Genomic DNA, 12,163 nt, shown 5'->3' on the forward strand with positions numbered 1-12,163 from the left:
TCTTTCCCCCATTACGATACTTGTTGATTTTGAGAGACATCTTCTTTGAAGAGTGGCTCCCATGTGCCGTTTTGCTTGATGTACCACATCGGCTTCAGGTTATAGACGAGACTGCTGCTCTGCTCTTCTAACGTATAGCCGACCTTGATATCATCCACTTGACTAATGTCTACGCTGTCTTGTCCATTCAAATACGAAAGCACCGCTTCTCCCGACTTCAGTGTAGAAGTCGAAAGTGGACCCTCAGGCAAAGATAAGAATTTCACGAGCGGGCGGTTATACTCCTGGATGTCCCGCTGTTCGTATTGTAAGAAAATCGTCGCTAACGGATGGCCCATGATTTCAAGACCATTGAAATAAATATGATACTCCACACGACCAGTGTCAGTGGACAGCTGGCTTAGACGGAAATCGTTGGTCCAACCGTTGTGATTGTTCAAGTCTTCAATACTTTTGGTCAACATATCGAAGGCATCCAAACCGATTTGGTTGGTGGAGTTGAGAATAGCGAATTGATACGTCATATATTCTTCATTATTCAACACTTCCAGTACACGCTTGGAATCGGAAATCCGCTGTCCGGAACTTCCTTCATAGCGTTGTACTTCCGCTGGGAACAAGTAGTTACGGAGCGGCAGTACGTTCACAGACTCCGTTTGTAGCACTTCTTGAGGATAAGCGACCGCTTCGCGCGGAATGAAAATATCATCGATAAAAAGTTGATCCCCAGGTTTCGCCACCCTAATTTGTTCTTTTAACTTCTCTTTCGTTTCCAACTCATCAAAGACGATGGTTCCCGCATTCTGGTTAATCGTCCCTTTGAATTTAGCTGGGTTCACGTCTTCTTCGCTATCAATTGCCCATAGATTGTAGACATTACCGTCGCCATCACTCTCTGTCTGGGTGATGAACAGACGGTCGAACGACTGGTTCGTTGCTAACTGTGTATCATCTGAATACGCAAAGATAGAAGAAAGAGTACGCATCGGAACTTGCGTAGGGAAAATGATTTCCACATAGTTTCGCCCTTCCAAGTCTGGCGTAGAAGGGTTCAGGTTCGATGGTACGAGTCTCCAATCCTGCATGTTTTGATAGATCAGCGTTTGGTCTTGTGGGTCCTGATACGAATAGTGCCGCCCTGCTTCATGGAAGACAAACTGAGACGGCTGAACGAGCTCGGAAAGGGACATCTCTGTACCTTTATCAAGCTTCGTCTGGCCAATAGACTCACCCGTCTCTTCCACTTCCGTTTTCGGCTGATAATTCCATAAGGCGACGGATAACAACAAGCTGAAAGCAATCAGAATAACCAAAATCACGGACTTCATTGTTTCGACTTTCATGAATGATCCCCCCGGTTCTGGTTCATAAGAGGAAGGGTAAATAGAACCGATGTCCCCTTACCTTCTTCACTCTCCGCCCATATCTTCCCGTGGTGGGCATCAATCATTTCCCGGGCAATGGCAAGACCAAGTCCGGTTCCTCCCATTTCTCTCGTTCGTGATTTATCGACACGATAGAAACGATCGAAGATTTTATCTACGGTGTCAGGAGGCATACCGATCCCTTCATCGCTTATACTGACTCGTAATTGTTTCCTTGTTGAGTGAGCAGAAAAGCGGACCGTCCCTCCTGATGGAGAGTACTTGATCGCGTTAGAAATAACGTTATCTAACACTTGTGTGATTTTATCTTCATCGATCCACACATAGATCGGACGCTTCGGAATGTTTCGCTCGAAGGTCATGTTCTCGTCTTTGTTCATCTCAAAGCGATCGACGACACGATTGAAGAAATCGGTGAAGTTGACGCGCTTCTTCATGATGCTCGTTTCTTTATGATCCATTTTAGTCAGCTGCAGCAAGTCATTGACAAGGCGGATCATGCGGTCTGTTTCGTTTTGAGTGACATCAAGGAACCTCGGAGCAATTTCCGGGTCCTGCCAGGCTCCGTCATTCAGCGCCTCAATATAGCTGCGCATCGTAGTCAGTGGTGTCCGTAACTCATGGGATACGTTCGAAACGAACTCCCGACGTTCCTGCGCTACTCGTTCTTGTTCTGTGACATCACTGATTACGAGAATGAAGCCATTCATTTCGTGGTTTTCGTCCTCGACAATCGAGAAGTTCGCCTTGATCAACAAATGCTGGTCTTCACTGCTCAAGTCAACGACCATGGAACCAGCTTGCTCCATATCGGCAATGTCCTCTATTTGGTCATTGATATCGAGCACATCCAAGAGCGACTGCCCTTGCACTTGTTCGAAAGTATGCCCGATCAACTTAGAAGCTGGCGCATTCATCAGCGTGATCGCTCCGACTCGGTCCGTTGCAATTACACCATCCGACATGTTGGAAAGCACGGAACTTAGCTTGCGGCGCTCCCCTTCAGTCGTTGCTTGGGATAACCTCAATTTATCGTTCAGGTCATTGAAGGTGATGCCCAACTGGCCGATCTCGTCATTCCCTTTGACATCGACCTTTTGTGAAAAGTCCCCCGTCGCCATCACTTGTGCCTGCTTCTTCATCTCCGTAAGCGGCTTCGTGATCGTTCGGGCAACTAGAATACCTAATAAGGCCGTGACCGTAATAGCAAGGAGGGTTCCTTTTGTGAAGATGCCGTTGATGTCCTGCATCTGCTCATAGACATCGTCCATTTGAGCAGTGTAGTACAAGGCACCGACGGTCTGGTCCCCGTCATCGACAATTGCTTTCGCACCAGACAATACCTGTCCCGAAATAGTCGGGTCGGTATTCCCGAGAAGACTTACTTTGACAATCCGCGAATCAGATACGATTTCCCCTACTTGAGCGGTCGTGTTCCCGTAGGCGGCAATTACCGTACGGTTTTCGTCCATAACAAGTAGGCTGCTGATATCTTGACTGCGGCCGTTCGCTTCTGTGAATTCATAAATCAATTGTTCGACTTCTGCTTGAAGGGAGATTTCCCCTTCCCCGCGCTCTGCTTCGAACGCATTTTGAAGGCTGAACGTCAACGAGTTCAGCCTGTCATTAATAGAGCTTGTGAATTGATCTTTCAACTGTTCTTCTAATTTATCGACAAAATAAAACCCGATGACCTGGATGCCTAACAGGAGTAGTAAAATGTACACGATAATAAATTTCAGCCGGACCGACTGAAAGAAGCCAACCTTTTTCATGCAAAGCTTACTCCTGCTCTGGGTTTCTTAAATAGTATCCTACACCGCGGCGTGTAACGATCCACGTTGGATTACTCGGGTTCTCTTCAATTTTCTCACGCAGACGACGGACGGTTACATCGACCGTACGTACATCTCCGTAGTAGTCATATCCCCAAACTGTCTCCAATAAGTGTTCACGTGTCATCACTTGTCCAATGTGACGAGCTAAGTAGTGGAGCAGTTCAAATTCACGATGGGTAAGCTCAATATAGTTGCCATCGCGCGTCACCGTATACGCATCAGGGTGGATCGCAAGGCGGCCGATTGAGATATCTCTCGGCTGATCCGCATTGTCTTCCGGCTCTTGCTGCTGGCGGCGAAGGTTCGCTTTGACACGCGCAATCAGCTCACGGTTACTGAATGGTTTCGTCACGTAGTCGTCCGCTCCCATTTCAAGACCGAGCACCTTATCGATTTCAGCATCTTTCGCTGTAAGCATAATAATCGGCATGTTATGTTTTTTACGTACTTCACGACATACTTCGTTTCCGTCTTTATTCGGAAGCATGATGTCTAGTAAAATCAGTTCGGGTTGTTCTTCGTCTGCTTTGGCGATTGCCTCATCCCCGTCATACGCGCAAACGACTTCATACCCTTCTTTCTCTAAGTTGAATTTCAATATATCCGCAATTGGTTTCTCATCATCTACGACTAAGATCTTTTGTGCCATCGAATGTCACATCCCTTTCGCAAGCTTCGATTCTTTCCCTCATTTTAACTCATTTTCAACCAAATGTCTTATCTCATTCCATTTGCTCGAAAAAACCGCCATGATCCTCGATCATGACGGCCTCTTCTTTAAAGATAGTCCATCGGGTTTTTGACTGCTCCATTTTTGTGAATTTCAAAATGAAGGTGAACACCGGTTGAGTTTCCAGTTGTCCCCATTACACCAATGTCGCTGCCCTTTCTGATAGTTTGTCCTACCCGAACATCTATCGACGACAAGTGGGCGTATACGGTTCTATATCCATTATTGTGATCGATGACCACTTTGTTCCCGAACCCACTCTGGTATTCTGCTGTCACAACCGTTCCGTTATCGGCTGCACGTATCGAGCGATTGGTTACACCAGCAATATCAATCCCTTTATGCTGGCGACCCCAGCGCTTTCCTTTATAACTGGTGATCGTTCCACCATGTGCCGGCCACTTGAACGACCCTGTGCCGACGGACGGGTCTTTCGTTCCCTTCAGCACGACTCGCTTAACAGGCTCTTTCTCAACGGTTTCTTTAATCACTTGTTCGTTCTTTTCTTTCCCGTTTTCGATTGTTTTCACATACTCTACGGTCTTTTCACCATCGGAACCGGACTCTTTCACTTTCGTTTCCCCTTGGTACAAATCTTCGGATTTTATAACTTCTTTTTCCCGTTTAATCTCTTCAGTACGAATGCCCTTTTCCGTTACGATGACATCCGCGAGCGGAGAAAGTTTCACTTCTTTTTCAGAAGAAGAACCTTCAGACGACCGGGTACTCATTAGTTGATCACTAGACAGGTGAATCGTCTTCTTTCCTGTTTGAAGTGCCTGCAGCGCTTCGTCTACGGATGCCACTTTTTCTGGGTCCATCATTTTCGGTTCATAAGATACGGGCTCTGAAAGTTGGACATCTACGATTTCAGATTCATCCACTGCTAGTTCGACTTCTTTTCCTTCTGACTTACGCTCTTCTACCTTTTTCAGCATCGCGGGCTTCACGAATTCTGCCTTCCATTTATCGATCACGTTCTCTGCCGATTCTTCGCTCGGTAGATAGGCTACCGTTTCGTCGTCTATTTCAAGCTCTACTGCCTTCACGTCGACTGTCAATTCTTTATCTAAATAGGAGAGAACCTTCTCCTCTGTATATTCGGGTGAAAACGCACGCTCTTGTTCAAAGGAGATCTCTTCAGCCGTATTAAACTGCCAGTCTCCATATTTATCTTCCGCACTGCTTAATTGATCTTCGATATAAGAATGCACAATCTCTTTATCTTCTACGGTGCCTATAGGTTTATCATCAACATACACGTGGTATGTATCTTCTATAGTGCTTTCGGCATATACGGTCCCTACACCGATCAATATTCCGAACAATGCAACAACGGACGTTTTCTTTCCCACTCCTTTTCTTAGTTTCATTCCCTGCTCCTCCTGTGTTTGTTAACCATTTTTTCTCTCTATTTATAAAAACTATGGTCTATTTCATACTCTCACAATTTATCATAATAAGATTTTGCTTCATATAGAATTCAATAGATGTAAAGAAGATATAATATTCCTTCCATTTTCTCGTAAAAGATTATAAATATGACATGGAAAATTAATCATTGATTAGATAAAAAGGACAAAACAACACAAAAAAACGTCCACATTTCTGTAGACGTTTTTCATAAAAGTGGCTCGGGACGGAATCGAACCGCCGACACACGGATTTTCAGTCCGTTGCTCTACCGACTGAGCTACCGAGCCATGTAATGAAATTATTAGTGGCGGTCCGGACGGGACTCGAACCCGCGACCTCCTGCGTGACAGGCAGGCATTCTAACCAACTGAACTACCGGACCAGACGGTTTGTGCCAACCGCAACGATATTTATAGTATCACATCCTAAAGAGGGGTGCAATAGATTTTTTCAGTTTCCTGACAAATTCCTATGTAACTACTACATAATTTGCCTCCATACCATCATAAAATAATAGAGAAAGGAGGAACTGTGGTGAAGGTGATCCTGAAACGAACATTAATTTCCTGTGTACTTATTCTCCTCATTCTCATTGGATTTTTAAAGATTAATCCGCCACTCGCTTATGGATCCGTCGGAACGACCAGTGATCAACACTCGATTATCGTAGCGTTAGGGAACAAACATGTATTTGGAAGCATACGAATTCAGCAGGTGGCCATCAACGGAACGAGTCAACCTTCCAACATTCATCTACAAGTGAGCGACGCGGGAAGTGGCTTCATTATGTCTGACTTAGCAGCCACTACAAACAAGAGAATGTCGGAAGACTTCTCAGCCATCCGACTCCTTCCGAATAGCTCTCCACACGCCAAAGAGCCTGTCCGTTCATCTCCTAAGCACACCATTTACGGACTTAGCATCTCAGAGAACGCTCCGATTCAAAAGATTGATGTGACGTACACGTATTTAGGCCTTACTTTTCAAGAAACGATCCAGATCTAATCTGTGAAATTATTCATCTTTTGTAAAAGAGTAGAGGGGTGATCCGCTTGGAGGATCATCTCTTTATTATTCTCTGGGACAAAACCAGCTTCAATCGCATGTTCCACTAACCTAATCAACGGGCTGTAGTACTCCTCGATATTGAATAACGCAAGCGGCTTCGTATGTAACCCGATCTGAGCCCAACTGATCACTTCAAATAGCTCTTCGAACGTACCAAAACCCCCGGGTAGAGCGATATAGCCATCTGCTAATTCACTCATTTTGGCTTTCCGCTCATGCATGCTTGCGACTTGGATCAATTCAGTCAGCCCTGTGTGAGCCACTTCTTTTTCAAACAAATGGGTCGGCATCACACCGGTCACTTGACCTCCTCTGTCTAATATTTCATCAGCCAAGACTCCCATCAATCCACTTTGGGCTCCTCCATAGACTAAAGACAGTCCTTGATCTACAAAGGCTTGTCCGAGAGCTTTCGTTTGTTCTGCAAATGCCTCATTGTTTCCTTTACTGGATCCTGCGAATACACAAATTCGTTTCACATGAAACACTCCTTTTTCTCTATGATAATCAAAACACGCCTAACTTAACAAAGTTAGGCGTGTTTTGTATTATTCACTATATACGCTGCGGACGACGTTAGTCTGATTTCGATCAGGACCAACAGAGAAGACAGACAAAGGAATGCCTGTAAGTTGAGAGACGCGCTCGATATAATGACGAGCATTCTCAGGCAAGTCACCAAGTGTTTTAGCACCTGTAATATCTTCGCTCCACCCTGGCATTTCTTCATATACCGGCTCACATTCAGCAAGCACTTTAAGACTAGCAGGGAACTCTTCTATTAATTCCCCTTTATAACGATAAGCGGTACAAATCTTCAACGTTTCGATACCTGTTAGTACATCAATAGAATTCAGAGATAGATCCGTAATGCCACTTACGCGACGAGCATGTCGCACGACAACACTATCAAACCAACCTACACGGCGCGGGCGCCCTGTCGTCGTTCCGTATTCACGGCCGACTTCACGGATTTGATCGCCGATTTCATTGTCCAATTCCGTTGGGAAAGGACCGTCTCCTACACGTGTCGTATAAGCTTTGGAAACACCGACAACGTGCTTAATCTTCGATGGGCCGACACCAGAACCGATCGTCACTCCGCCGGCAATTGGGTTGGATGACGTAACGAATGGGTATGTTCCTTGGTCGATATCGAGCATGACACCTTGGGCACCTTCGAAAAGCACACGACGTCCTTCGTCCAAGTTATCGTTCAACACTTTAGACGTGTCGCAAACATACTTCGCAATCTGTTGTCCGTAATCGAAATATTCCTCGAAAATCTCGTCGACTGTGAAAGCATCTGACTCGTACACTTTCTCAAACAAGCGATTCTTCTCTGCCAAGTTCTGTTCAAGCTTCTCTTTGAAGCTCTCCTTATCTAACAGATCGGCAATACGGATGCCTGTACGTGCAGCCTTATCCATATAAGCAGGGCCGATCCCTTTCTTCGTCGTACCGATCTTGTTATCCCCTTTGTCCGCTTCTTGAAGCTCATCTAACTTCAAGTGGTATGGAAGAATAACATGCGCACGGTTACTGATTCGTAAGTTATCGGTTGATACGCCTTTATCATGTAAGTATGCTAATTCATCAAGCAATGCTTTCGGGTCAATTACCATGCCGTTGCCTAATACACAAACTTTTTCATCAAAAAAGATCCCGGATGGAATCAGGTGTAGTTTATACGTAACATTATCAAATTTAATCGTATGGCCTGCGTTATTTCCGCCCTGATAACGAGCGACAACTTCCGCATTCTGTGATAGAAAATCGGTTATCTTGCCTTTTCCTTCGTCCCCCCACTGGGTTCCGACAACTACTACTGAAGACATAAGGCACCTCCGCCAAAATTATTGTTTTAAACACATTCACCGTCAGTTTACCAATCCAACTAAACAAAGTCAATGCCAAAACCGAACATTATTAAGTTTAAAACTTATGATCGTTCGCAAATTACAAATAAGTAAAAGTACTTATTTTCACTTAAAATAACTTATAATAATTGAGTTAAATATGAATTTCACTTATAATACCTTATATAGGATTTAATTGGAAGGGTGCAGGAAGATGTATCAAGAAGAGCGACTCATTCAAATTATGCGCTATTTAGAGGAGCATCACAGGATCTCAGTAGATGAGATTTGTGACCAACTTGCCGTTTCACGAGATACTGCTCGCCGAGACTTGGTCAAGCTTGAAGAACAGAAAGCCATCGTACGCACGCGTGGAGGTGCTATCCTTCCATCGCGTCATCAAGAAGTACTGGATTACAGCAGACGCCTGCAAACCGTATCAGACGAGAAGAAACAAATAGGCGAACTAGCTGCTTCCTTGATCCAACAAGGGGACACCATCATTCTTGATGCATCGACGACGGTGCAGGCTTGTGCGAACGCTATGTCACAACGGTCCGTAAATGTGATGACAAACTCCATTCACCAAGCGGAAATATTATCTTCCAAGCCTGAAGTTGACATCCAACTGCTCGGGGGGCTTCTGCAGAAGGAGCACGGGTTCCTATACGGGACCTCTGTGATAGAACGACTTCGACAGTTTCACGTGAAAAAAGCGTTCATCGGAGTGGTTGGTTTATCTGAGCATGGACTGACGATCGCCCATGAGGAAGATGGCATGGTGAAAAGAAACATGATCCAGCAAGCGGAGCAAGTCATTGTACTTGCGGATCATACGAAAATTGGGGAAACGGAACTATTCCGTTTTGCCGAACTTAAAGATGTCGACCTGATTATTACAGACCAAGTACCTTCTGAAGAATTCCAAACGGTTTTGAAAAGGGAACAGGTTGAATTGATGGTCACTCCATAATCGCTCATCCCCTTTGTCCAGCGTTACTTTTGGTAGGCGTGATGGTCAAGGATGATGATAAACGAAGGAAGTTCTCTCAGGAGGACTTCCTTTTTTATGGGAACTTTTTGAAAACTCGTCCGTATACCTATGGAGAGGAGGAAGTTATGAGGCGTAGTCTATCATTCATCACGTATCTTAGCGTTGTTTTTCTAACCTTTTACATAGATTGAGAGGGACTGACTTTAGGTTGGGTACACTTAAAGACTAAATCCATTCTACCGTCCCTGATTGTACATATTGGATGGAATGCTTATCACTTACTCGTCTTGAACTTTGCATTTGAATTCATCCCCAGATGGTGAAGCCCACCAGTCTGATACTTATTTCGAGAAATCTACAGGAAGTTCTTCATTTTTAAACCATAGAGGGAGGAAGGTCATGAAAATGACACTAATTATCGCTGTTCTACTCATTACAATCGGCATTATCGGCTTTATCACCACACAATCTACTAATGTACTATCCTTCAACACGACCACACTAGATGAAAAGAAGACCCTGCCAGCAGAAGGCATCAAGCATATTGACGTTACGACCTCTTATGCTGATATTGAAGTCGCCGCCACTTCTTCAGAAGATATTCAAGTAGCCCTAAACGGAAAAGTCAGTAACAAAAAGGATACCCTTCACGTCGAGCGGAAGGGGGATCAACTTTTCATAGAATTTCCCGAAGAACAAAATGGGGTTTCTTTTTCCTTAGGTGGTCAAAATCATGCACAGTTAAAAGTATTACTGCCAGAACGAGGCTATGACGCCATGAATCTCGACTCTTCATCTGGAGATATTGAAGTACAAGGTATGTCTCTCTTTAAATTGACTACGAACTCCAGCTCAGGCGACCAGGCGCTTATGAATAATGAAGTTGAAGAAACAATACAACTAGCATCCTCGAGCGGATCTATTCGGACAAAAAAACTGAGAGCACATCATATCTCAGTCGACACGAGTTCAGGAGATGTAATCAACCACGGGACGATAGCTGAAAAAAGCGAAGCCAACACCTCTTCTGGAAGCGTAAAATGGCTGGAACACGAGGAAGACACAGACATTACCGTCCAAACGTCTAGTGGAGATACAGAAATATCACTCAGAGACGAGCCTCTCTCCACTTCGTTGTTGTACACTTCAAGCTCTGGGGAGGCAAGTATTAAGCACGCTGGATTTTCTTTCACGGAAGTATCGGACGACCGCATCAACGGGACAATTGGCGACGGGGAAGCGAAGATACGTGTCGATTCGAGTTCCGGTGACTTCCGTTTGCAGTAAAGGGGGATCGTCTATGGTCGATGAGAAAAGAGATGACCGAAGGCTTTCTACTATTGAGATGGGATCAGAGGGAGCGACAGGATGCGCGGGATGCGGTCTTGGATGTTTAAGTGGTCTTTTGCTGTTCGTTTCCATTCCTACTGCCATTTGGATGATTTAGCGACCGTTTCTCGGTCGCTTTTTTTATTCATAAAAAAACCACCTCCCGGAGGAGATGGTCTAAGCAGGCGGGACGTCGGCATCACTGTAGCGATAGTCTAAGTCCACGAATTTGTTGTATTCTTTGACGAAGGCAAGTTCCACTGTTCCAACTGGCCCGTTACGTTGCTTGGCGAGAATGATCTCGATAATATTTTGACTCTCCGATTCCTGATCGTAGTAGTCATCACGATACAGGAATCCTACGATATCGGCATCCTGCTCGATCGATCCGGATTCACGCAAGTCGGACATCATTGGTCGCTTATCCTGACGAGATTCTACACCACGGGACAACTGAGACAATGCGATCAGTGGGACATTCAGTTCACGTGCTAGTCCTTTCAAGGAACGGGAGATTTCCGATACCTCTTGTTGACGGTTCTCTTTAGAGTTGGCACTACCTTGAATCAACTGCAGGTAGTCGATCAGGATCATCCCAAGACCGTGCTCTTGCTTTAAACGGCGGCATTTGGAACGGATTTCACTGACCCTTATACCAGGCGTATCATCGATATAGATTCCGGCATTGGATAGACTACCCATCGCCATCGTAAGCTTGTTCCAGTCATCAGCTTCCATGTGACCGGTACGGAGGCGCTGAGCATCGATGTTCCCTTCCGCACACAGCATACGGGAAACCAGCTGATCGGCTCCCATCTCGAGACTGAAGATCGCAACGTTTTCATCTGTGTGTACGGCTACGTTCTGGGCAATGTTCAGTGCAAAGGCGGTCTTACCCATTGATGGACGTGCTGCGATAATAATCAGGTCGTTCCGCTGGAAGCCTGAAGTAATGTTATCGAGGTCCCGGTACCCTGTCGGAATACCCGTCACGCTTCCATCACTGTTGTGCAGTTCTTCAATATTGTCATAGACATCGATCAGGACGTCTTTAATACTCTTGAAGGCTCCTGAACTTTTTCGCTGGGAAACCTCTAGAATATCCTTCTCTGCTGAGTTAAGAACGTCTTCTATACTGTCTTCCTCTTCATAGCCGGACGTGACGATGTTGGTCGCCGTACGAATCAAGCTGCGGAGCGTTGCTTTCTCACTGACAATCTTCGTGTAATAGCTGATATTGGCAGCTGTCGGTACGGAATTTGCAATATCCGTTAAGTAAGATACGCCTCCGATCTCCTCCAGCACCTTATTATTCGATAGCGCGGTCGTAACCGTTACGAGATCAATCGGCTCACCACGATCGGAAAGCGAGAGCATCACTTCGAAAATCCGCTGATGGCTGGCACGGTAGAAATCTTCCGGGAGCAAAAACTCCGCTGCTGTCGACATCGCTTCTGGTTCTAAGAAAACCGCCCCCAGCACAGCTTGTTCCGCTTCAATATTATGAGGCGGGGTGCGGTCATTCCAAAATTCACTCACTTGCG

12 protein-coding genes and 2 tRNA genes are annotated in these 12,163 nt (G+C 45.4%); 5 read left to right on the forward strand and 9 right to left on the reverse strand.

Annotated elements, in window-relative coordinates; genetic code table 11:
* Positions 1-11 precede the first annotated feature (11 nt).
* The 6 genes from E4663_RS17270 to E4663_RS17295 form a co-directional block, all read right to left on the reverse strand.
* Positions 12-1,343 carry a YycH family regulatory protein gene (locus tag E4663_RS17270; RefSeq protein WP_079477535.1) on the reverse strand — a complete coding sequence of 444 codons (1,332 nt, stop codon included), beginning with the start codon at positions 1,341-1,343 and terminating at the stop codon, positions 12-14.
* Positions 1,340-3,160, reverse strand: a complete 1,821-nt coding sequence (walK, locus tag E4663_RS17275; protein ID WP_135328568.1) for a cell wall metabolism sensor histidine kinase WalK — start codon at positions 3,158-3,160, stop codon at positions 1,340-1,342. Before walK ends, E4663_RS17270 begins: the two co-directional genes overlap by 4 nt.
* A gap of 7 nt (positions 3,161-3,167) precedes the next feature.
* On the reverse strand, positions 3,168-3,872 hold the full coding sequence (yycF, locus tag E4663_RS17280) for a response regulator YycF (protein WP_079477533.1): 705 nt from the start codon (positions 3,870-3,872) through the stop codon (positions 3,168-3,170).
* A gap of 128 nt (positions 3,873-4,000) precedes the next feature.
* Positions 4,001-5,326, reverse strand: coding sequence for a peptidoglycan DD-metalloendopeptidase family protein (locus E4663_RS17285; RefSeq protein ID WP_135328569.1), 1,326 nt, complete (start codon positions 5,324-5,326; stop codon positions 4,001-4,003).
* A 257-nt stretch (positions 5,327-5,583) separates the two neighbouring features.
* Positions 5,584-5,656: transfer RNA gene (locus tag E4663_RS17290), tRNA-Phe, on the reverse strand.
* An 18-nt stretch (positions 5,657-5,674) separates the two neighbouring features.
* A tRNA-Asp gene (locus tag E4663_RS17295) sits at positions 5,675-5,751 on the reverse strand.
* Positions 5,752-5,903: 152 nt separating this feature from the next.
* Between E4663_RS17295 and E4663_RS17300 the strand changes: the two genes are divergently transcribed.
* On the forward strand, positions 5,904-6,374 hold the full coding sequence (locus E4663_RS17300; protein ID WP_135328570.1) for a hypothetical protein: 471 nt from the start codon (positions 5,904-5,906) through the stop codon (positions 6,372-6,374).
* Here the strand turns inward: E4663_RS17300 and E4663_RS17305 are convergent.
* Both E4663_RS17305 and E4663_RS17310 read right to left on the reverse strand, forming a co-directional pair.
* Positions 6,371-6,916, reverse strand: coding sequence for an LOG family protein (locus tag E4663_RS17305; protein WP_079477530.1), 546 nt, complete (start codon positions 6,914-6,916; stop codon positions 6,371-6,373). The two genes, E4663_RS17300 and E4663_RS17305, sit on opposite strands and share 4 nt — an antisense overlap.
* A gap of 69 nt (positions 6,917-6,985) precedes the next feature.
* Positions 6,986-8,275: an adenylosuccinate synthase gene (locus E4663_RS17310; protein WP_135328571.1), complete on the reverse strand. Its 1,290-nt coding sequence runs from the start codon at positions 8,273-8,275 to the stop codon at positions 6,986-6,988.
* A gap of 235 nt (positions 8,276-8,510) precedes the next feature.
* Here E4663_RS17310 and E4663_RS17315 point away from each other — a divergent pair, with 235 nt between their 5' ends.
* The 4 genes from E4663_RS17315 (at position 8,511) to E4663_RS19865 (ending at position 10,737) form a co-directional block, all read left to right on the forward strand.
* The gene (locus E4663_RS17315; protein ID WP_135328572.1) at positions 8,511-9,269 is read left to right on the forward strand and encodes a DeoR/GlpR family DNA-binding transcription regulator; all 759 of its coding nucleotides are present in this window, start codon (positions 8,511-8,513) and stop codon (positions 9,267-9,269) included.
* Between the two features lie 218 nt (positions 9,270-9,487).
* Positions 9,488-9,613, forward strand: a complete 126-nt coding sequence (locus tag E4663_RS20370; RefSeq protein WP_421803927.1) for a hypothetical protein — start codon at positions 9,488-9,490, stop codon at positions 9,611-9,613.
* A 76-nt stretch (positions 9,614-9,689) separates the two neighbouring features.
* On the forward strand, positions 9,690-10,577 hold the full coding sequence (locus tag E4663_RS17320; RefSeq protein WP_135328573.1) for a DUF4097 family beta strand repeat-containing protein: 888 nt from the start codon (positions 9,690-9,692) through the stop codon (positions 10,575-10,577).
* A gap of 13 nt (positions 10,578-10,590) precedes the next feature.
* Positions 10,591-10,737, forward strand: coding sequence for a hypothetical protein (locus E4663_RS19865; protein WP_158290534.1), 147 nt, complete (start codon positions 10,591-10,593; stop codon positions 10,735-10,737).
* A 59-nt stretch (positions 10,738-10,796) separates the two neighbouring features.
* On the opposite strand, the gene dnaB is transcribed toward E4663_RS19865, so the two are convergent.
* Positions 10,797-12,158 (reverse strand): replicative DNA helicase, encoded by a 1,362-nt coding sequence (gene dnaB / locus E4663_RS17325; RefSeq protein ID WP_079477526.1) that lies wholly within the window; start codon positions 12,156-12,158, stop codon positions 10,797-10,799.
* Between the last annotated feature and the right edge of the window lie 5 nt (positions 12,159-12,163).

It is taken from the genome of Halobacillus salinus (assembly GCF_004684905.1).
Lineage (GTDB): Bacteria > Bacillota > Bacilli > Bacillales > Halobacillaceae > Halobacillus > Halobacillus salinus.

What these genes read in the sequence shown, in the direction of transcription:
- E4663_RS17270 (WP_079477535.1), bottom strand. Translation starts at nt 1,343, where the DNA reads ATGAAAGTCGAAACAATGAAGTCCGTGATTTTGGTTATTCTGATTGCT.
- walK (WP_135328568.1), bottom strand. Translation starts at nt 3,160, where the DNA reads ATGAAAAAGGTTGGCTTCTTTCAGTCGGTCCGGCTGAAATTTATTATC.
- yycF (WP_079477533.1), bottom strand. Translation starts at nt 3,872, where the DNA reads ATGGCACAAAAGATCTTAGTCGTAGATGATGAGAAACCAATTGCGGAT.
- E4663_RS17285 (WP_135328569.1), bottom strand. Translation starts at nt 5,326, where the DNA reads ATGAAACTAAGAAAAGGAGTGGGAAAGAAAACGTCCGTTGTTGCATTG.
- E4663_RS17310 (WP_135328571.1), bottom strand. Translation starts at nt 8,275, where the DNA reads ATGTCTTCAGTAGTAGTTGTCGGAACCCAGTGGGGGGACGAAGGAAAA.
- E4663_RS17315 (WP_135328572.1), top strand. Translation starts at nt 8,511, where the DNA reads ATGTATCAAGAAGAGCGACTCATTCAAATTATGCGCTATTTAGAGGAG.
- E4663_RS17320 (WP_135328573.1), top strand. Translation starts at nt 9,690, where the DNA reads ATGAAAATGACACTAATTATCGCTGTTCTACTCATTACAATCGGCATT.
- E4663_RS19865 (WP_158290534.1), top strand. Translation starts at nt 10,591, where the DNA reads ATGGTCGATGAGAAAAGAGATGACCGAAGGCTTTCTACTATTGAGATG.